Source organism: Acinetobacter sp. BSP-28 (assembly GCF_044130285.1).
GTDB lineage: Bacteria > Pseudomonadota > Gammaproteobacteria > Pseudomonadales > Moraxellaceae > Acinetobacter.
The window spans coordinates 217383-237309 of the sequence record NZ_JBIQOB010000002.1 but is presented as its reverse complement, the minus strand read 5'-3'; the positions used below and the strand labels follow the sequence as shown (position 1 = coordinate 237309).

The window sequence follows — 19927 nt, the reverse complement described above, 5'->3', positions numbered from 1 at the left end:
CCCCTGTTTTCACAGGGGCTTTTGAATTTGGCGGAAGCGGTGAGATTCGAACTCACGGAGGACTCGCACCCTCGTCGGTTTTCAAGACCGGTGCATTAAACCGCTCTGCCACGCTTCCAATGGCGGCTATGATATAAATAAAATTCTATCTTGGCAAATACTTTTCCATGTTTTTCTTGTCAATCGCTTAAAATAAAAACAAAATCTGTTAATCTGCTGAATTTTCAGGCTTTTCATAACGAATTTCATTCACATACCACAGTTTTTTACCTGATGGTGTCAGTACCTCAACTTCATCATCGATCTGCTTGCCCAGTAACGCGCGCGCCATGGGTGAATCAATGGAAATATGCTGTGGATGATGATCATAAATTTCATCCACACCGACTATACGCAAGGTTTTTTGTTCCCCATCCTCATTTTCGATATCCACCCAAGCGCCAAAATAAACTTTGCCTTCCTGTTCTGGAGAAAAATCTATGATCCGCAGCTCTTCTAAACGCTTGCCCAAATAGCGGACACGGCGGTCTATTTTGCGTAACAATTGTTTATTATATTGGTAATCAGCGTTTTCCGATCTATCGCCGAGACTGGCTGCCCAGTTCACTTTCCTGGTAATTTCTGGTCGTTCTTCGTGCCACAATTGTTGTAATTCTGCGACTAGTTTGTCGTGTCCGGCACGTGTAATTAAGTTAGATTTCATGATGTTTTTTGAAGTTATGCTTACATTTTGCTTACAAGAATGAGCTATTTTATCCGCTATTTACACATAACTAAAGTTTATAAAATTAATTCTTTAATAAAATTAGTCTGTTATGTTACATATTTTTAAAAATTTTCGTACAAAATTTGACAAGTATTTTTTTCGCCTTTATTATGCGCACATGTTTTTAAATCGTTTAATTTTTAATCTATGTAGAAATTCTACATGATTCTCCCTTTAATCCTATGTCATTTTGAATGACGTCATGACTGCCCAACCCTTATTGAATTTATCAAACTTGAAAAAGTCTGAGGCTGTGCGCCTTTGCTTTTTAGGGCATAAATTACTTGTAGCGGAGACAACATGCACAGTAGTTCAACTTCTGGGGCGAGGCTTTGCCTTAAACCATTAAAATCTTCTTTCTCCTTAAAAATCCTTGCATTCAGTACACTACTGATTCCGTTTCATAGTCTCAATGCAAGTAAGTCATTCCAGTATGATTCTGTGCTTCATGGCAAACAGCTCACCGTCGTTTCGGTAGAAAACCCGACTACCGTTTTTAAAGATGGTTCGCACCAGCATGGTTTTGGCTATGACCTGGCGCGTAACTATGCCAACAGCTTAAACGTCAAACTGGTGTTTAAAACCGTACCCGATAATGCCACAGCACTGAAATGGGTCTCGCAAGGTAAAGCCAACTTTGCCATGACCACTGCAAATGTCGGTGAAATTGAACAAAAGCGCCTGACTTCCTTTTCAGCAACCTGTGGCGATATTGCCAGCTTGCAACAAAATGGCTTAAATACCAACCTCAACTGGGTATTTAAACATGCAAATGATCCACTGACTCAAACTGCAAGTGGTTTTGTCTGTCAGGGTAAACAATCTGGTGCTATTCGCCAATTGGCATCCTTCTACAATCAGAATGTGGTGCAAGAACATTCATGGGATAGTATTCAGCGTGATTTAAATCAACGTATGCCGATTTATAAAGCTAGCTTTAAAAATACTGCAGCAAAATATGATTTAGATTGGCATTTATTGGCTGCTATTGGTTATCAGGAATCGTATTTAAAACCGAACTCTGTTTCCCCTACCGGTGTTCGTGGATTAATGATGCTGACCAACAGTACGGCAAAAGCCATGGGGGTCAGTAACCGAACGGACCCAGCTCAAAGTATTGAAGGTGGTGCGAAATATTACGACCAGATGTTAAGTCGATATTCAGATGTGCCGTTTCCTGACCGTAACTGGTATGCCCTCGTTGCTTATAATATGGGTCCTGGTGCAGTCGATCAGATTCAAAACCGTATTCGTGCTCAGGGTAAAAACCCGAATAACTGGGTGAATCTGTATAGTTATTTAGATCGTAACAAAGCCAGCAATGGTCGTTACCGTCAAGCGGTGCAATATGTAACCCGTATTCGTGCCTATTTAGAACATATTAAGACTTCACAGCTAGTGAATATTTAATATCTTCCAGCCACAAAAAAAGCTTACCCAAGGGTAAGCTTTTTTTGCGCTTAAAATGACTTAAGCGCTAGTTCTTAAGCGGTTTGCTCAAGTACTTTCTTGAATAAATCTTTTTGTTCTTGGCTAGGCTTGGCTGTTTGTAAAGCCATCAATTGTGACATATCGCCTTGAACCTTGATTTTACCGGTCATGAATGCTTGCATTGCAGCAGCCATATCAAATTCCAGGAACACTTTACGCAGAGTTTCCCCATCCATGTTCAACGTGGTTTTCGCATTTGAAGATAGACCTTTTTTGATTGCACCACCATCAAGAGACAATTCTGTATTGCCTTGAGCATCAGACACCACCAGGTTGATGGCTAAATTTGCAAGTGCAGGTGGCAAGTTTAAATCACCAGCTTGCGCAGTTAATGTTTCTACAGTTGAAAACCAATCATCAGTTAAAAAGGCAGGCATGATCTTTCCTCAATTTATTTGTGCATTTGTGTCGCCTATCCAGACAACATCTTTGTGAAGCTATTTTGCTTGAAGCTTGTTATAGCATGTAAAATTGTTTTCTGCTTAACGTTTTTTGTACGATGCGTTCAATTTTTAAGTTTTTAATACATTTATTAAATAAATCAGATATATAAAGCCATATAAATTAGACACCAATCCTAAAATTGGTGTCTAAAAATGCGCTTAGTCCGCAACAAAACCTAAATTAACCATATTGATCCGTTTGCTTTGCCCTTCTTCTTCTTCAGTTGAACAGCTGCCAGTGAAATCAATTTCACGTTGTGCATCCAAAGCTTCAAAGTCAAACAATTCACGGTCGGCCAGTTGTGAAGGCGATACATTCTGCATGGCGCCAAAAATACTGTGTAAACGTTTGGGATATTGTGCATCCCATTCACGCAACATATTGTTAATCATGGCACGCTGTAAATTTTCCTGTGAACCACACAAGTTACACGGAATAATCGGGAACTGACGCATTTCAGCATATTTGATAATGTCTTTTTCTTCCACATAAGCCAGCGGACGAATCAGGATATTTTTCTTGTCAGATGACAACAGTTTCGGTGGCATGGCCTTTAAGCTGCCGCCATGGAACAGGTTCAAGAAGAAAGTTGCCATAATGTCATCACGATGATGACCTAACGCCACTTTGGTCGCGCCAATTTCTTGCGCAAAGCCATACAATGAACCACGACGTAAACGTGAACACACTGCACAGTAGGTTTTACCTTCAGGAGTCAATTTTTTGGTAATGCTGTAAGTGTCTTTTTCCAGAATATAATAAGGAATGTTATTTTCCTCTAAATAACGTGGCAAGACATCTTCAGGGAAACCCGGCTGCTTTTGGTCAAGGTTTACCGCAACCACATCAAAATTGATTGGCGCAATTCGTTTGAACTGCAACAGAATATCCAGCAAGGTATAACTGTCTTTACCCCCAGAAATACAGACCATTACCTTGTCGCCATCTTCGATCATTTTAAAATCACGAATGGCATGACCGACTTGACGGCGAAGCTTTTTCAACAAACGGTAATATGCCGAACTAGTTGGCAGTTCTGGTTTGAAATTAAATCCTTGTTCGGACTCAACTGGCGAGTACATAGACGAGATTTACCCATAAATAAAAATACCGCGCAATTTTATCCGATTCAGACTGAACAAGCACCAAAAGAATGTAATTTCTGCAAATTGCTTTTTACTACCTTTTTCATTTAAAACTCCCAAGTTTATTTTGACCTTATGAGTTCAAATTTTAGCCACAATGCTTGCCATTTGTACTTTTCCACAGTTGTCCACAAAACCTGTGGATAACTTTGTGGATTTTAAAACACTTGACAAGGTGTCCGACCTGTTATTTAAGGCTTCTATTTAAATTGATCATTTTTTGATCAATTTTGTTATTATTTAAAATCAATGGCTTAGATGTGTCAAGTTATCCTGATTAAAAAAAATTAAAATTTTTTTTGATTACTATCTCAACAAACAGCTCTTGATTTTTACAAACAATTGGTGAAATTAATGTAGTAATACTTTCCATCTTGTTTTTTTTTGTTAAACTCCACTTGTACTGTTTGGAACAGATGTTTTCTATTTATAAAAATGAAAAATAACTTTGTAAAAATTGGACTTTATTTTTTGGGGTTTGTGGCAGTTCAGTCTGTTGCAACGACCAGTTATGCCGGCCAAACCATTTATCAGTTAAAAGACTCGAATGGTACGACCTTGCTCACCAATAAGAAAAATCGTTATAACCATCTCAAAGTCGAGAAAAAGACGTATTACCCAGACAGCAATATCCATAGTTATAGTAACTGGGGCTCATCTGAAGCTTCTGTACTGCCAAGCTATAGCCGCAACAAAAATGCTTTTGACCATATTATTAAACAGGCTGCTTCTCAGCACGGGATATCTGAAGGCTTGATTAAAGCCGTGATGCATACCGAATCAGGTTTTAATGTCAATGCACGCTCGCCTGTTGGTGCACAGGGACTCATGCAGCTGATGCCTGCGACAGCACGACGCTTTAATGTGTCAAATGCTTTTGATCCACAACAAAACATTATGGGCGGAGCAAAATACCTCGCTTGGCTGATGAAACGTTTTAACGGCAATACCTCACTGGTTCTAGCTAGCTATAATGCCGGCGAAGGCAATGTCGCCAAATATGGCGGTATTCCTCCGTTTAAGGAAACACAAGATTATGTCAGACGGGTAAGCAGCCGTTTCAGCAACTTATATTCCAATGGCTTGGGTAACAGCTCGAGTTCAACAAAGCATAGTTCTGATGCTGGAAAAATTGTCGCTCAATCCAACAATTATGAATCGGCCTCATCACATTCAGCACCTCATTATAGTTCGCCGCGCCAAATTATTATGGCATCCGATGGCAGCTTCACTGATGCCCCCGGCTCCTATGCCACGGCCCATGCGACGGCTTCAGCAAAAATTTCAATTGCTGACAATTAAATTGTTTTAGAAACTGTATCATTATAGAGTTTTATTAATTTTTTCTTGAATTTTTAACACTTACACCTCATATTTACCAAGATGATTTTTGATTTATAAATCAGATTATTTTTTTATTATAAGAGGATTTTCTCAATGATGCGGATTGGTTTGTTCTTGCTAACCAACCTCGCGGTACTGGTAGTAGCTGGCATTATTTTGTCACTCTTCGGTGTCGGTAGTTACCATGGCGCGGGTGGCTTAAATCTAGGCAACCTACTAGTGATCTGTTTTGTCTTTGGTATGGTTGGATCTCTCATTTCGTTATTTATGTCGAAATGGATGGCAAAAAAATCAACTGGGACAGAGTTAATTGACCCGAATGCGCCTCGTAACCAAGCAGAAGCATGGTTATTACAAGAAATTGCACAATTATCGCAACGTGCCGGCATTAACATGCCAGAAGTGGGCATTTTCCCATCTTACCAGTCCAATGCTTTCGCTACAGGCTGGAATAAAAACGATGCATTGGTTGCCGTTTCAACAGGCTTGCTCGAACGCATGAATAAAGATGAACTTCGTGCGGTGCTTGCCCATGAAATTGGTCACGTTGCCAATGGTGATATGGTCACGCTTGCCTTGATTCAAGGTGTAGTCAACGCCTTTGTCATGTTCTTTGCACGTGTGGTTGGTGACTTTATTGACCGTAATGTATTTGGTCGCGAAGATGGCGAAGCACCTGGACTGGCTTATTTTGCCATTACCATCGTACTGGATATTGTCTTTGGTATTCTCGCTTCCGCGATTGTAATGTGGTTCTCTCGTCACCGTGAATACCGTGCCGATGAAGCGGGTGCACGTTTAGCCGGTAAACAGGCGATGATTTCTGCCTTACTGCGTTTACAGGCAGAATCAGAATTGCCAGATCAAATGCCGAAAGAAATGAAAGCATTCTCTATTGCAGAAGGCAAAGAACAAGGTTTCAGCTTGGCTGCTTTGTTCCAGACCCACCCTAGTATTGAACAACGTGTGGCTGCATTACAACAGTTAAATTGCCCATAATCTGTTTAGACTGAATCTGTTTAGATAAACGGGATATAAAAAGCCTCCATCATGGAGGCTTTTTTGTGGCTAGATCCGCTAATAGACGGTCATTGAAATCAATGATACACGCCACTTATGAGCGCTATATTGACAGCAATATCATCGATGGATTGATCTTGCACAGCTTTAAACATTCCATGTTTGCCACCATTGCCATAACCAGCTGAATCCGAACCACATGGCAATCACCAGTAAAATGATAAAAACAACACCAAGCAAATCAGGAAGATGTAGCCAGATCCAGGCCACTATGGGATTACGCCAAAATGCAGAAGACCGCTGCTTGCGCTCCAGACGTTCATGCAGAAAGGGATGGGTGACATGTGACTCACTGCGAATCTGGTATTCCTCACGGATATGATCATGCACAATCGCTAAAGCTTTACGGCTTGGACGTATAAAGATATCAAACACCGTACCAGCGACTGGAATAAAACCGACCACCGCATCCATCATGGCCAGTTTCACCACCGGAGTCAGCTTACTTTGTGGTACACCAATTTGCTTGGCTTTATAAATGGCATAACAGGTCAATACAAAACCGGCAACATCTCCAGCAACAGGAATGGTGCTTAAGGCAGCATCCGCCCCCACCCCCTGTTTGGTGAATGGAATACGCACCACCGAATCCATCATATTGGCGAACTTGGCTAAATCGCGCTCCAAACGCACGACTTCTTGTTGGCTCAGTTTTTTTTGTTGCTCTGGCATTGCCACATTCCAAAAAATAATGATCTAAATAATTGAGATTACATCATATCTTGTCTGCATGCTGTGTATCGATATGATTAATGAGGTGATAACGGGCTGCAAGAACAATCCCCCACTGCCTCGCTTGGCTGAGACCTTTACCCTAAGACCTGAGCTGTTCAAATAACGTTTCCAAGTATCCAATTACATAAAGCATTCACCATAAAAAATGCCAGTCAATTTTTAAACTGACTGGCATGATTCAATACTCACTTTTACCGACGCTATACTGCATGGTTGCTATTGTCATAAATTATGCGTGGGGTTTGGCTTTCAACAGCGTACGAATCAGCACATACATAAAGGGAATAAAAATCAGCACCAAAACGGTGGCAAAAATTACCCCACCTAACACACTCACCCCAATTTCCTGACGGCTGGCAGCCCCTGCACCAAAGGCAAATACCAGTGGAATTACCCCTGCACCAAAAGCCAGTGAAGTCATCAGAATCGGGCGTAAACGCAGGCTTGCCCCTTCCAGCGCAGCTTCAACAACACTGCGACCTTGCTGCTCTGCAAGTGAGGCAAACTCGACAATTAAAATGGCATTTTTACAGGACAAGCCAATCGTGGTGAGTAAAGCAATCTGGAAATAAATATCGTTTGGAAAACCAACAAAATAGCTGAACAGGATATTACCGCCAATCCCTAAAGGAATGGCACTTAATACCGCCGTAGGGATAGACCAGCTTTCATAAAGCGCAGCGAGACACAGGAAAATAAAGCCAATGGATAATGCATACAGTAATAAAGCCTGATTACTGGACTGTTTTTCCTCATAGGACAAACCGCTCCACGCCACATCGATACCCGGGTGCTGTGCAACCAACTGTTCAACATCACGCATTGCCACACCCGAACTGACATCCTTTGTAGTATCCGCTTCCATTTGCAAGGCGGTATAGCCCATATAACGGTTTACCACGTCAGGTCCGCCACTCCAGCTGACATTTGCAAAATTGCTAAAGGACACCATCTGGTTCAAGTCATTGCGCACATACCAGTATTGTAAATCTTCAGGTTTAGAACGAAATTCGGCATCGCCTTGCATTATCACCCTTTTAATCCGGCCGCGATCGATGAAATCATTGATATAGCTGCCGCCCCATGCACTCGATAAGGTACTATTAATGGCGGTTTGTGACAGTCCATTGGCCATCGCCAGTTTTTGGTCAATATCCACCTTCAGCCCTGCTTTATCGGGATTAGAACGTTTGTCCAGATTTTCAAAAGTGCGGTATTGTTTTGCCTGTTGCTGTAGCTGCTTGAACTGACTATCCAGATAGGCACGACCTTGACCATTGATATCTCGAATCCAGAAATCCAGTCCATCGGTTTGGCCTAAACCACTGACCGAAGCGGGCATCGTGACATTAATCTGTGCATTCGGATTGTTTTTAAAATGCTTTAAGGCACGTTCCCGAATGGCTTGTGCAGAATTTTCTTTTCCGGAGCGTTCATCCCAAGGCTTTAAGGCAATAAAACCCTGCCCTAAATTTTGTCCCGTTCCCGCCATATTACGGCCATAACGCACCATCACCAGATTTACATTATCTTTTTCATTTTTCAGAAAATACTGTCTAATCTGCTCACCAATTTCGGTACTTTTCGACATCGGTGCGCCATCTGCCAGTTTAAACTGCACATTTAAAATGCCCTGATCTTCACTGGGAATAAAACTGGTTGGCAAGGCCCGATAGAACAAGGCAAAAACACAGATCAGTGCAGCAAACAGTAACAAACAAATAGCTTTATGCTGCAGGGTCAAAGTCGATAATTGAAGATAGCGCCGTTTTAAGCCATCCAACTTTTGATTGAACCAGCCTGCCCATCGGGCAGGCTGTGGATTCGGCTTTAAAACCAGAGCACATAAAGCTGGAGTTAAAATAAGGGCAACAGCCAGAGATAAAGCCATAGCTGCAACTAAGGTAATGGAAAACTGGCGGTAAATCACACCTGTTGAACCGCCAAAAAATGCCATCGGAATAAATACGGCCGTCAATACCAGCGTGATACCCACCAATGCTCCACTAATTTCTTGCATGGATTCAAGTGAGGCCTGCTGAGCGGTCAAGTTTTTCTCATGCATCAGCCGCTCAATATTTTCCACCACCACAATGGCATCGTCTACCAGCAGCCCGATTGCCAAAACCAGGGCAAACAGGGTCAAGGTATTAATACTCAACCCGAGTACATACAAGACCGCCATGGTACCCAGCAGAACCACAGGTACGGTAACTGCAGGAATCAGTGTCGCACGCCAGTTTTGCAGGAACAGAAACATCACTACAATCACCAGCAATACCGCTTCCACCAGGGTTTTCACCACTTCTTTAATGGATTCTTTCACAAATGGCGTATTATCACGCGGATAAACCAGCTTATAGCCTTCAGGGAGCTGCTTCGAAATCTGATCTACTTCAGCCTGAATTAGCGCTGAAGTCGCCAAAGCATTGGCACCGGAAGACAGCGAAATACCCATTCCGGCAGAAGGAAAACCATTGATGGTATTCATTGATTGATAATTTTCTGCCCCCAGTTCAATTCGGGCGACATCTTTTAGATAGATAAAACTGCCATCACGTGCAGATTTGACAATGATATTTTCAAATTCAGGCACTGTTTTTAAACGTGAGCCTGAAGTGACCTTGGCATTTAAATACTGATCTTCTACTGTCGGTAAATCACCCACCGCCCCGGCTGCGACCTGGGTATTTTGTGCTTCAACAGCTGCGCGGATATCACTCGGCATTAAATTATATTGTTTTAATTTTAACGGGTTTAACCAGATACGCATGGCATATTGCGAGCCAAAGACATCCACCTCACCAATCCCGTCTATACGCGCCAGATCTTCTTCCAGATGGGTCTGCATATAGTCGGACAAGGCAATGCTGTCACTTTTACCCGAGGCATCATACAGGCCAATGACCATGTGGGTATCCCCCAGTGACTTGAATACATTCACCCCCTGACGCTGTACTTCATCCGGTAAACGGTTCAGTACGCCATTAATCGCATTTTGTACCTGAACTTGCGCCGTATCCGGATCAGTGCCATTTTCAAAACTGATGTTAATGCGGCTGCGCCCGGAGGAATCGCTGCTGGAACTAAAATAAAGCAGATGATCAATGCCTTTAATTTGCTGTTCCAGAACCTGGGTGACACTTTCTTCCACCGTTTCTGCTGAAGCACCATTATAGCTGGCACTTACACTAATGCGTGGCGGTGCAATATCAGGAAAGCGCTCTACCGGTAAATTCAGCGTCGCAAAAACACCAAAAGCCATCAAGATAATGGCTAAAACACCTGCAAAAATCGGTCGATGAATAAAAAATCTAGACAGCATATGTCCTGGTCACTTAAATGGTGAGGTATAAAAATTCAATACAATCATTGAATAGTTAAAATGATTTATTTGAGATTGATAATCAATGATAGAAGTATAAAAGCCAATCACATTTAACAGAAAAATCAGACTTTTCCTTAAATAAGGAGAAAATATGAAGGTAATTTTTTATTCAATGATTACTGCTTGTAAATTTTTCTTCTGACCCATAGTTTTTGACGTTTTTTCAATCTTTTAAATGAATTGATTGAATTAATTTTTAATTAAGCAAAACCGAATATGATTGCTCAAATTATTCAATGTTTGAGTGCAATGAACTCTTATTCCCCATTTAAAGGCAAAACAGGTGTTAAACGTGTATTGAATGCCACGCAATATTCAATAGATGGATTTAAAGCCGCATTTCAAAATGAAGCTGCTTTTCGGCAAATTGTTCTGATTAATATGGTACTCATTCCAATAAGCTGCTTCTTAGATGTCAGTCGAGCCGAACATGCCATTATGGTTGTAGTCTGTTTATTTGCCTTAATTGTGGAATTATTTAATTCAGCAATAGAAGCCGTGGTAGACCGAGTTTCATTAGATAAACACCCCTTATCCAAAAATGCCAAAGACATGGGGAGTGCCGCACAGTTTGTAGCCCTCGCCATTATTTTCTTTACCTGGCTGATTATCTTATGGCCTTAAATTTATGGATGCAGTTACAAGTAAAAGCAGGCCAAGTGCCTGCTTTTTATTTCTAAAAAAATCATGACATGACTTTTTTAGAAATAAAAAACCCGGCTTTCGCCGGGTTTTTCGAATCAGTTCAGTGCTTAGTGAGCAGCGAATTGGTTCATAGTGTTTTTAGCATCGTCGTGCGCTTTAAGAGCGTTGTCACCAGAGAAGATTTCTTTGTGATCATCACCGATGTCAGAACCAGCCATTGCTTGGTGTTTAACACAAGAAATCGTACCGCGGATTTCTTTACGTTGAACGCCAGCTACATAAGCAAGCATACCTTGGTCGCCGAAGTAACCTTGAGCAAGCTCGTGAGTAGAAAGAGCAGCTGTGTGGTAAGTTGGAAGTGTGATCAAGTGATGGAACACGCCAGCTTCACGAGAAGCATCTGCTTGGAATGTACGTACTTTTTCGTCAGCATCAGCTGCTAATTCAGTAGCATCGTACTCAGCGCTCATTAACTTAGCACGGTCGTAAGCAGAAACGTCTTTACCTTCAGCAACCCAACGGTCGTAAGCTTGTTGACGGAAGTTTAAAGTCCAGTTGAAAGAAGGCGAGTTGTTATAAACAAGTTTCGCATTTGGAACTGTCTCTTTAACACGGTTAACCATGTGAGCAATTTCTTCAACGTTTGGAGTCGCAGTTTCGATCCAAAGAAGGTCAGCACCGTTTTGAAGGCTAGTTACACAGTCAAGTACAACGCGGTCGATTTGAGTGCCTTCACGGAACTGGTACAAGCCAGACGCTAAACGTTTAGGACGGTGAAGTTTACCATCACGTTTGATCAGGATTTCATCTTCTTGAGCTTCTGAAATGTCGATTTCAGTTGTATCTAAGTAGCTGATGTATTGAGAAGCGATGTCGCCTGGCTCTTTAACCACTGGGATTTTTTGAGTCAAGTCAGCGCCTTCAGAGTCAGTACGTGCAACGATGATACCGTCATCAAGACCCATTTCTAAGAATGCATAGCGAAGAGCGTGGATTTTCGCGATGAAGTCTTCGTGTGGAACTGTTACTTTACCAGCTTGGTGACCACATTGTTTAGCGTCAGATACTTGGTTTTCGATTTGTAGTGCACAAGCACCAGCTTCGATCATTTTCTTAGCAAGTAAGTAAGTCGCTTCTTCGTTACCGAAACCAGCATCGATGTCCGCAATAATTGGCACAACGTGAGTTTGGAAACCGTCGATTTGAGCAGTGATTTCAGCAGCTTTAGCAGTATCACCAGCTTCGTTTGCTTTTTTAAGCGCACGGAACAAGTCGTTTAATTCTTTAGCATCTGCTTGGCGTAAGAAAGTGTAGATTTCTTCGATTAGCGCTGGAACAGAAGTTTTTTCGTGCATTGATTGGTCTGGAAGTGGACCGAATTCTGAACGAAGAGCAGCAACCATCCAACCAGAAAGGTAGATGTAGCGACGTTCAGTAGTACCGAAGTATTTTTTGTTCGCAATCATTTTTTGCTGTGCGATGAAACCGTGCCAGCAGCCTAGTGATTGAGTGTATTTGCTAGAATCGGCATCATAAGCTGCCATATCACGACGCATAATCGCAGCTGTATATTTAGCAATGTCTAAACCAGTTTTGAAACGGTTTTGCATTTGCATACGTGCAGCATCTTCAGGACTGATGTCTGCCCAAGTGTTGCCGAATTTCGCTTTTAATTCGCGGATTGCATCAATCGCTGTTTGGTATGTAGTCATGATATTTTCCTGTAATAATATTAGGATTTCATCAAGCGAAGGCTAAAATCTTACTCATATTATTTGTTTAGATTTAGAGCGCTTCGTTAAGATGAACACAGATTAGATTGAGTTAAAAAATTAATCCAATATCCTCTGTTAATTCTCAGTATTTATTTAAAAAATATGTAGATCAAAGTCGTATTATATTTATGTTTCAAAATTTTAAACCATTGTTTTAATTTACTTTATTTAAATATTTTAAAATCAGATCTTGCTTACAAATTATTCATTATGCTGTATTTTTCTTCATTAGACTTAAGTCGTGCCTGCTAATAAAAAAGCTTGATCCACCTTTTTTAAGGCTATTTTTGTGCACTTTTATCACGTATTTTCAAAATACACCTGTATTTTATTTGTGCTATTTTTACTAGTATAGCGCATTAAATGGATGCTTTTGTCTCATATTAAAAAACCGACCGATTATCTTTGATTTATTTTCACTTTACAGCAATCATGCTTGCTCATAGCAGCCGATTGATTCATTTTATCTATATAAAATCACCCCTTTAACACGTTTCTTTTTTCATCAATATTCCTACACAAGCCTTGTTGCTTATGGCATAATCGAAATAATTTCATGAGTTTATTTTCGGTATTTCTTGTATGAATCTGGAGCGGGTCGACCTCAACCTATTAATATATCTTGATGTACTGCTTCGCGAAAAAAATGTAACGCGTGCTGCAGAACAATTGGGTGTCACCCAACCTGCAATGAGTAACATTTTGCGTCGTTTACGCAACTTATTTAATGATCCGCTGCTCATTCGTTCTTCTGAAGGAATGACCCCAACAGAACGTGCTTTGGAATTACAACCCCGTATTCGCGATGCACTTTCTGATTTGTCGATGATTTTGGAACCGCGTACCGAGTTCCGTCCTTATACTTCCAATCGCGTTTTCCGCATTATGACTTCGGATTATGCAGAAGCGACTTTAGTACCACGCCTGGTTAAGGCATTACGCTCCGAAGCTCCGAATGTCGTACTCGACTTCTTGACCCCAAGTGACGTGTCTTACCGTGATATGGAACAAGGTAAAGTTGATCTTGCGATTAACCGCTTCAATGAAATTCCACAAAGTTTCCACCAGGTCCTGGTTTGGCGTGACAGCTTTTCTTGCTTACTTAACAATAAGCACCCTGCCGCAGGGAATTTAAACCTTAAAAGTTATTTAGATGCCCAACATATTTGGGTTTCTAAAACAGGCATGGGGGTAGGTTTTGGTGTCAATCCTGAAAAACAGGCCGGTTTGGGTTGGATTGATCAGGCTTTAGAGCGTATCGGGCAAAAACGTAAGATTTCGGTCTTTACCCGTCATTATCAAATGCCAGGGCTATTGGCGGCCAATGTAGATCTGGTGGCAACGCTTCCTACACGTATTGCACGTTTGCAGGCTAAAAACCAGAACTTGTTGATGAAAGATCCGCCCTTCTATATTCCCGAGTTTGAATTGAAGATGGCATGGTGTCCGTTATTACATCATCATCCTGCACATCGCTGGTTGCGTCAGCTCATTCTATATGTGGCACGTCAGATGATTGAAGAAGAAAATCGTGAATTTTTAATGAATAATTCTCAATTTTCTCATTATTAAAAACAATTTTTCTTAAATTCTTCTTTTTTAAGCTTATACTGTATTTAGTCAGGTAGTCATTTCATTACTACCTGACGTTCTTTTGTGTTAAAAATATTCATAATAATGATGATCCACAGGTGGATTTGTGAGCCTCTTTCAAAATATTGTCATCATCATCATCCTCATTGCTGGTGCGGGATTCTTATCGCTAACCGAAATTGCCCTTGCGGGTGCACGTAAAGTTAAATTAAAAATACTGGCCGAATCCGGTGATGAACGTGCTCAACAAGTATTAGATTTGCAGGAAAATTCAGCAGACTTTTTTGCAGCATCACAAATTGGTTTAAATGCTGTGGCCATTCTTGGCGGTATTTTAGGTGAAGGGGCTTTCCGTCCTTATTTCCTTGAACTGGTTGCACGTTTCTATACCGGTGCATGGGCTGAAACGATCGGTTTTGCCTTATCTTTTACTTTAGTCACTTCATTATTCATTCTGTTTGCCGACTTGATGCCAAAACGTCTGGCCATGATTGCACCAGAAAAAATTGCAGTATCAGTCATTAACCCGATTCAAGTTTTTATTAGCGTATGTCGTCCACTGGCCTGGTTTATCAATGCCATAGCCAATCTGTTATTTCGCCTATTTAAAGTTAACACCACACGCGAAGACAATATTACCTTTGATGATATTTCTGCTGTCATGGATGCAGGTGCGCAGGCAGGCGTATTACAGAAACAGGAACACCACTTTATTGAAAACGTGTTTGAACTTGAAGAACGTAACGTGCCTTCGAGTATGACGACACGTGAAAATGTCGTGTTCTTTACCCTTAAAGAATCCGAATCCAGTATCCGTCAAAAACTGGCTGAATATCCGTATTCCAAGTTTCTGGTATGTAGTGAAAACATTGATGATGTGATTGGTTATGTCGATGCTAAAGATATTCTGGTGCGTATTTTGAATAACCAGTCTTTACTGCAGTTAAATGAAAGTACCATTCGCAATGTATTAACCATCCCCGATACTTTAACTTTATCCGAATTACTGGATCGCTTCCGCTCGACCAAAGAAAAATTCGCAGTTGTAATTAATGAGTATGCCTTGGTGGTCGGTGTCATTACCTTGTCTGACATTATGATTACCGTCATGGGCGACTGGGTAACTCCAATCGAAGCAGACCAGCAAATCATTAAGCGTGACAACAATTCCTGGCTGATTGATGGCAGCACGCCAATTGAGGACCTGAAACACGCCCTTGAAATTGATGAAATGCCGGATGAAGAAAATTATGAGACCCTTGCCGGTTTCATGATGTACCGTCTACGCAAGATTCCACGCCCTGCCGATACCGTGATCTATGGCAACTATAAATTTGAAGTGGTGGATGTTGACCATTTTAAAATTGACCAACTCTTGGTTACGCGTCTTTTAAAACAAGCGGAAACCGATGAAAATGCAGGAGAATCAGATTAATCTGATTCTTTTCACCTTAACTTAAAATAAAAATTAGATAGATAAAAACCATGAATATTTCAGTGACTGCCCTGCTCGCCTGCCTGAGTTTCTATTCAGGCCTTTATATGATTTATTATTTTTTCGCCCGGCAAACCCAGTCTGTGATTCTGATTTTAGCAATTCTATTGCTAATTTTAGCGTGCTGGATCACGCCCTATAGTTATGAACGCTCAAGAAAAAATTATGATTCAACCATGCGGATCGGTGAGTTTTTCTGGTATCCCTTGATCAGCTGGTGGCGACTTTTTATTTGGCCCATCAGCATATTGCTGGCCTGGCTTTATACATAAATTTTTTCTGCTTATTCATGTACAAAAAAAGCACCACAAGGTGCTTTTTTTACGAATGCTTTGATTATTTAATCAAGGCATCTAAAACAGCTTGATAGTGAATATTAATGTCGTCTTCCAGAATTTTATAAGCATTGTCGAACTGTACCATTGGCCAGCCTTCTTTCCAGAATGGGAAAATATTATGCAAGTCATGGGTTACAATCGCATCTTCGCGGGTAATTGCCTGTGCAATTTGCGATAAGACCTGTGCTGTTTCGGCACCATCAATGGCTAAATAATCAATGCCATGTGCTTTTAAAATACGAATACGGTCTTTTTTATAACGAATTTTTTTGCTTTGTGCCTGATTTAAATGGAGTGCCAAAGTCACGGCTTCAACGAACTTGCTTTCAAAACTGGCATTCAAAGCAACCAACGCGTCTTTATGTGCTTCCTGACGACCAGCTTTACCGCCATTACGGATAATCTCTTTCGCTTCAGTATTTAGCACATCGCTTTTCATGGACTGTAAAACGTCTAAAATTTCGATATCGCTTAAAGATTCAGGAGATTGATCAGTCATGAACTGTCCTTGGACAAAAATAAGAAAGGGCTATTTTCGCATAATTCCTCATTGAATACAGGAATAAAATTAAGCGCCCGATTCGATTACTGAGTTTGCGATTTAAAACTATCCCTAAGACTGAGTCTAGTGAGCACAATATCTAGTATCAGTGATAGATACACTAAAAAGTCATACCTTGAGGTGCAATAAATAATGACAAAATTTAATATTGTTCACCCCTTTGAAAATTTAGTTCAATCCAAACAACCCAATAGCGATGAGTCTTGCAATAAAGCAATCCGTTAATTTCAGATTTTCCCTGTTAAATACTGTCAAATCCTTTATATTAGCTCTACTTTTTATGTGTCTTTAATTCTTATGATCAGTAATAAACAAACTGCACTTTTTTTAAAACAACTGCGGGAACAGTACCCGACAGCGTTTAAAAGAAATTATTTGTTTTACAGTATGATCAAAACCAAGGGAATTTTAGATGAACTGAAAGAGTTGATTCCCTGGGTTCTTGCCGCGATGATTTTTATCTCGCTTTCGATGAGTTTGAGCCATTTTATTGCCATCCAGTTTCCACAATTTAATGCTTTTCGTGCACATGGAATTGCCGTTTTAGCCATTATGTTGTTGTTTATGCTGTATACCCCGTTGGTCATCAAACAAGTTAAGCATAGCTCCACTTCTTTATATCAACAACTTCGCCATACTCCGGTTAAACTGGCCGTATTGATTGTGCTACAAACCCTAAATATCGCCTATATTGAAAGTACAGTTTTACAAGTGATTCTATTTTTCTTTGCTTTAAGTTTTGGCTTTGTTCGTTTTTACAAAGAAAATATGTTCCGTGAAGGCACTCAAAACGAGCAATATTTTTATCTGCAAGAAACCCGCCGCATCTGCTTTTGGGCCTATAAGCAAGTGTTAAAAATTCAGTTCAAAAGCCTATTTGTTAGCAAGAAATCAGCTGCACTGCACACGCTGCGACAACAAGAAAAACAGTTTATCGATCTGCACATACAGCTGATTCGTTATGAAAATGAACTGTGTAAAACACATAAGCATGTAGATGTCGAAACCTATCTGGATAGCTTGATGTAGCTTAAAAAATCAGCCTCGCTCAGTTTTACAATAGGTTTGTCACGACAAAAAACGGACAAAGCGCTATTTTACAGCGATAAACACATGAATTGATTGAAAAGAAAGCAAATACACGCAAAGCTACTTGCCAAGTTATATTCCGTCCACTATTATTGCGCACATGCCCGAGTGGTGAAATCGGTAGACACAGGGGATTTAAAATCCCCCGCCCACAAAGCGTGCCAGTTCGAGTCTGGCCTCGGGCACCATTTTAATACTTTTTAAAATGGTGCAATAAAAGACCCAGCGATAAGCTGGTTTTTTTATGCCCGAATAACTCAACAATAGTAAACTAATAAACAAGAAAGAATAAAAATGAAGCGATTTAAAACGTATTTCCCTCTGTATGCCAGCCTGTTGATATGGATGAGTACAAACCTGACTCATGCAGTAGAAGCAATAGAAAAACCGCAAGTCCCCAAGGTTTATGATTTATTTTCTGGCACCATTCGCGAAGATCAGGGACAACTTGTTTTAAATCACTGTACCTTAGCAAAGTATCCCTATCCCCTGCATTTTAATCATCCAGAAGATGAAAAGCAGATTAGAAACTTGCTGCGACAAGACCCGTACTTTTGGCTCAATTTAAAAGCCAGGGCTTATACTGAAAATGAGAAATTTTACTTAATCGTGGATGAGATAGCTGAAATTCATATTCAGGCAAGTTGCCATCTAAGCGATCTATTGTCTAGTCCAGCCAAGCTTTAAATTTAAAAACTAACAAATAGAGAGTAACTTACCACTCTCTATTTGATACCAACTCTTCCATTTCAATATCCATATAACCGTTATCTTGCACCACCATCATCATGGCTTCAGCAATATAATCGGCTGCTGTGTCATCCAATGACGAGTCAAGATCTTCAAACTGTGGTTTCATCTTATTAATCAAAATCACGGTTTCAGCAGCAAAATGATAAATTTCTACTTCAGATAAATCAGGCTTTGCAACTTTCTTTGCAAACTGTTTAATGGCCTGCTTAACTTCAGCCACAAGAATATCGGGATAATATTCATCATCAAACATCGGGAGAAGTAAATCTTCAAACATACAACACTCAAAAAAGACATGCATTAAAGCGAGCCTGTATAACACAAAGCAACAAAATTACCAAACTCAACTATAAATATAAGGGACTCCCCATTCATTTAACGCATTTGAACTTTGACATTAGGCATGATTCTATCCATCTCACAGTAATAGCATCACTCATCTTTTAAACATCTGTGCATGCACCCTTTACATCTTCAAAATTCAAAATGGATTATTTTCATACTGACGCTTACTTGCTGTATGTATAGCCTACTAAAAAATTCTCGGAATAATAAAGTCTCTAATTATCCCAACATAATGAACCAACCCACTCATTTATTTTAAATTTTATTAATGTAGCGGTTTGGTAGAGTTTTCGATTCATTCGATAGCATTACTATGCTTCAAATAAAACTTACTTTATAAAATAAAAACCTAATTTCTATAGGGAAATGTTATGAAAATCATTTTAGTTACATTTCTTGCAATAACATTCGCAGCATGCTCTACAGCACCAACTAACGAGACGCAAAAAAATATTATTTCCGAACAAGAAGTAATAGCGGCACAGCAAGCTTGGTGTAAATCATTACTTGATATCAGCGCAACATATGATAAATACGGGAAACAAGCAGCAAGTGATCTTGCAAGCAAGGTGATTGATGATGCATATTTTTATCAGAATGGCCCTGTTTTATTTAAACCCACCTTAACCATAAATCCACAAACATTTAGAACCACAAAAGAAGCTGCTTTGTCATATTTTGTAGGTGGAGATCCCAATTTCCCCAATGATAAAGGCTTCGCTCTGAGTGGATGGCAAAAATGCGAAGTCGATAATGCGGCGATCAATATAACGGGCGACAGTGCAAGCACTTTAGGTAAAGTTCACTTCACCAATAAGAATAATGAAGTGACGACTGTAGATAAAAGCTGGAAATTTGTAAAAGATAATGCAGGTAAATTACGAATAGTTGTACATCATTCTTCACTTGAATATAAAGGAAAATAATGGCAGCTTAAAA

18 protein-coding genes and 2 tRNA genes are annotated in these 19927 nt (G+C 40.3%); 11 read left to right on the top strand and 9 right to left on the bottom strand.

Translation table 11 applies throughout. The annotated features are described in order from the left end of the window. Window positions 1–28: 28 nt before the first annotated feature. Together ACE01R_RS02495 and greB are read right to left on the bottom strand one after the other, a co-directional pair. Window positions 29–118, bottom strand: a tRNA-Ser gene (locus ACE01R_RS02495). 90 nt (window positions 119–208) lie between these two features. Continuing rightward, window positions 209–703 (bottom strand): transcription elongation factor GreB, encoded by a 495-nt coding sequence (greB, locus tag ACE01R_RS02490; protein WP_395545195.1) that lies wholly within the window; start codon window positions 701–703, stop codon window positions 209–211. Window positions 704–1066: 363 nt separating this feature from the next. Here greB and ACE01R_RS02485 point away from each other — a divergent pair, with 363 nt between their 5' ends. Next, a complete protein-coding gene (locus ACE01R_RS02485) occupies window positions 1067–2176 on the top strand; it encodes a transglycosylase SLT domain-containing protein (RefSeq protein ID WP_395545188.1) in 1110 nt (369 codons plus the stop codon). Window positions 2177–2250: 74 nt separating this feature from the next. Here ACE01R_RS02485 and ACE01R_RS02480 read toward each other — a convergent pair whose 3' ends face one another. Together ACE01R_RS02480 and ttcA are read right to left on the bottom strand one after the other, a co-directional pair. Further along, the gene (locus ACE01R_RS02480; RefSeq protein WP_086176171.1) at window positions 2251–2634 is read right to left on the bottom strand and encodes an SCP2 sterol-binding domain-containing protein; all 384 of its coding nucleotides are present in this window, start codon (window positions 2632–2634) and stop codon (window positions 2251–2253) included. Between the two features lie 225 nt (window positions 2635–2859). Next, a complete protein-coding gene (ttcA, locus tag ACE01R_RS02475; RefSeq protein WP_086199318.1) occupies window positions 2860–3783 on the bottom strand; it encodes a tRNA 2-thiocytidine(32) synthetase TtcA in 924 nt (307 codons plus the stop codon). 498 nt (window positions 3784–4281) lie between these two features. Between ttcA and ACE01R_RS02470 the strand changes: the two genes are divergently transcribed. Then, window positions 4282–5148 (top strand): lytic transglycosylase domain-containing protein, encoded by an 867-nt coding sequence (locus ACE01R_RS02470; RefSeq protein ID WP_395545117.1) that lies wholly within the window; start codon window positions 4282–4284, stop codon window positions 5146–5148. Window positions 5149–5283: 135 nt separating this feature from the next. Further along, the gene (gene htpX, locus ACE01R_RS02465; RefSeq protein ID WP_395545104.1) at window positions 5284–6189 is read left to right on the top strand and encodes a protease HtpX; all 906 of its coding nucleotides are present in this window, start codon (window positions 5284–5286) and stop codon (window positions 6187–6189) included. Window positions 6190–6357: 168 nt separating this feature from the next. Here the strand turns inward: htpX and ACE01R_RS02460 are convergent, their stop codons facing one another. Together ACE01R_RS02460 and ACE01R_RS02455 are read right to left on the bottom strand one after the other, a co-directional pair. After that, complete coding sequence (locus ACE01R_RS02460) at window positions 6358–6942, bottom strand: DUF4112 domain-containing protein (protein WP_395545100.1); 585 nt, start codon at window positions 6940–6942, stop codon at window positions 6358–6360. Between the two features lie 292 nt (window positions 6943–7234). Beyond that, window positions 7235–10330 carry a multidrug efflux RND transporter permease subunit gene (locus tag ACE01R_RS02455; RefSeq protein ID WP_395545085.1) on the bottom strand — a complete coding sequence of 1032 codons (3096 nt, stop codon included), beginning with the start codon at window positions 10328–10330 and terminating at the stop codon, window positions 7235–7237. Window positions 10331–10642: 312 nt separating this feature from the next. Between ACE01R_RS02455 and ACE01R_RS02450 the strand changes: the two genes are divergently transcribed. After that, window positions 10643–11017, top strand: a complete 375-nt coding sequence (locus ACE01R_RS02450) for a diacylglycerol kinase (RefSeq protein ID WP_395545362.1) — start codon at window positions 10643–10645, stop codon at window positions 11015–11017. Window positions 11018–11145: 128 nt separating this feature from the next. Here the strand turns inward: ACE01R_RS02450 and ACE01R_RS02445 are convergent, their stop codons facing one another. Then, the gene (locus ACE01R_RS02445) at window positions 11146–12750 is read right to left on the bottom strand and encodes an isocitrate lyase (RefSeq protein WP_395545059.1); all 1605 of its coding nucleotides are present in this window, start codon (window positions 12748–12750) and stop codon (window positions 11146–11148) included. 645 nt (window positions 12751–13395) lie between these two features. On the opposite strand from ACE01R_RS02445, the gene ACE01R_RS02440 reads away from it, so the two are divergent. The 3 genes from ACE01R_RS02440 to ACE01R_RS02430 all read left to right on the top strand — a co-directional run bounded on the left by ACE01R_RS02440 (window position 13396) and on the right by ACE01R_RS02430 (window position 16173). After that, window positions 13396–14385, top strand: coding sequence for a LysR family transcriptional regulator (locus ACE01R_RS02440; RefSeq protein ID WP_395545021.1), 990 nt, complete (start codon window positions 13396–13398; stop codon window positions 14383–14385). 127 nt (window positions 14386–14512) lie between these two features. Beyond that, a complete protein-coding gene (locus tag ACE01R_RS02435) occupies window positions 14513–15841 on the top strand; it encodes a hemolysin family protein (RefSeq protein WP_395545018.1) in 1329 nt (442 codons plus the stop codon). 56 nt (window positions 15842–15897) lie between these two features. Then, a complete protein-coding gene (locus ACE01R_RS02430; protein ID WP_395545324.1) occupies window positions 15898–16173 on the top strand; it encodes a hypothetical protein in 276 nt (91 codons plus the stop codon). A 64-nt stretch (window positions 16174–16237) separates the two neighbouring features. Here ACE01R_RS02430 and ACE01R_RS02425 read toward each other — a convergent pair whose 3' ends face one another. Beyond that, on the bottom strand, window positions 16238–16738 hold the full coding sequence (locus tag ACE01R_RS02425) for a hypothetical protein (RefSeq protein WP_395545010.1): 501 nt from the start codon (window positions 16736–16738) through the stop codon (window positions 16238–16240). 360 nt (window positions 16739–17098) lie between these two features. Here ACE01R_RS02425 and ACE01R_RS02420 point away from each other — a divergent pair, with 360 nt between their 5' ends. From ACE01R_RS02420 to ACE01R_RS02410, 3 genes are all read left to right on the top strand, one after another. Further along, window positions 17099–17830 (top strand): hypothetical protein, encoded by a 732-nt coding sequence (locus ACE01R_RS02420; RefSeq protein ID WP_395544989.1) that lies wholly within the window; start codon window positions 17099–17101, stop codon window positions 17828–17830. A gap of 162 nt (window positions 17831–17992) precedes the next feature. Beyond that, window positions 17993–18078 (top strand) — tRNA-Leu (locus ACE01R_RS02415). Window positions 18079–18184: 106 nt separating this feature from the next. Then, window positions 18185–18577 carry a hypothetical protein gene (locus ACE01R_RS02410; protein WP_395544987.1) on the top strand — a complete coding sequence of 131 codons (393 nt, stop codon included), beginning with the start codon at window positions 18185–18187 and terminating at the stop codon, window positions 18575–18577. Window positions 18578–18605: 28 nt separating this feature from the next. On the opposite strand, the gene ACE01R_RS02405 is transcribed toward ACE01R_RS02410, so the two are convergent. Continuing rightward, window positions 18606–18920, bottom strand: coding sequence for a DUF5713 family protein (locus ACE01R_RS02405; protein WP_395544985.1), 315 nt, complete (start codon window positions 18918–18920; stop codon window positions 18606–18608). 439 nt (window positions 18921–19359) lie between these two features. On the opposite strand from ACE01R_RS02405, the gene ACE01R_RS02400 reads away from it, so the two are divergent. Then, window positions 19360–19914, top strand: a complete 555-nt coding sequence (locus tag ACE01R_RS02400; protein ID WP_395544983.1) for a hypothetical protein — start codon at window positions 19360–19362, stop codon at window positions 19912–19914. Window positions 19915–19927 lie beyond the last annotated feature (13 nt).

Bases quoted from the DNA above. Each gene is read 5' to 3' on its own strand.
- ACE01R_RS02445 (WP_395545059.1), bottom strand. From the start codon at position 12,750: ATGACTACATACCAAACAGCGATTGATGCAATCCGCGAATTAAAAGCG.
- ACE01R_RS02470 (WP_395545117.1), top strand. From the start codon at position 4,282: ATGAAAAATAACTTTGTAAAAATTGGACTTTATTTTTTGGGGTTTGTG.
- ACE01R_RS02410 (WP_395544987.1), top strand. From the start codon at position 18,185: ATGAAGCGATTTAAAACGTATTTCCCTCTGTATGCCAGCCTGTTGATA.
- greB (WP_395545195.1), bottom strand. From the start codon at position 703: ATGAAATCTAACTTAATTACACGTGCCGGACACGACAAACTAGTCGCA.
- ACE01R_RS02440 (WP_395545021.1), top strand. From the start codon at position 13,396: ATGAATCTGGAGCGGGTCGACCTCAACCTATTAATATATCTTGATGTA.
- htpX (WP_395545104.1), top strand. From the start codon at position 5,284: ATGATGCGGATTGGTTTGTTCTTGCTAACCAACCTCGCGGTACTGGTA.
- ACE01R_RS02420 (WP_395544989.1), top strand. From the start codon at position 17,099: ATGATCAGTAATAAACAAACTGCACTTTTTTTAAAACAACTGCGGGAA.
- ACE01R_RS02400 (WP_395544983.1), top strand. From the start codon at position 19,360: ATGAAAATCATTTTAGTTACATTTCTTGCAATAACATTCGCAGCATGC.
- ACE01R_RS02480 (WP_086176171.1), bottom strand. From the start codon at position 2,634: ATGCCTGCCTTTTTAACTGATGATTGGTTTTCAACTGTAGAAACATTA.
- ACE01R_RS02405 (WP_395544985.1), bottom strand. From the start codon at position 18,920: ATGTTTGAAGATTTACTTCTCCCGATGTTTGATGATGAATATTATCCC.
- ACE01R_RS02455 (WP_395545085.1), bottom strand. From the start codon at position 10,330: ATGCTGTCTAGATTTTTTATTCATCGACCGATTTTTGCAGGTGTTTTA.
- ACE01R_RS02460 (WP_395545100.1), bottom strand. From the start codon at position 6,942: ATGCCAGAGCAACAAAAAAAACTGAGCCAACAAGAAGTCGTGCGTTTG.
- ACE01R_RS02450 (WP_395545362.1), top strand. From the start codon at position 10,643: ATGAACTCTTATTCCCCATTTAAAGGCAAAACAGGTGTTAAACGTGTA.
- ACE01R_RS02485 (WP_395545188.1), top strand. From the start codon at position 1,067: ATGCACAGTAGTTCAACTTCTGGGGCGAGGCTTTGCCTTAAACCATTA.
- ttcA (WP_086199318.1), bottom strand. From the start codon at position 3,783: ATGTACTCGCCAGTTGAGTCCGAACAAGGATTTAATTTCAAACCAGAA.
- ACE01R_RS02425 (WP_395545010.1), bottom strand. From the start codon at position 16,738: ATGACTGATCAATCTCCTGAATCTTTAAGCGATATCGAAATTTTAGAC.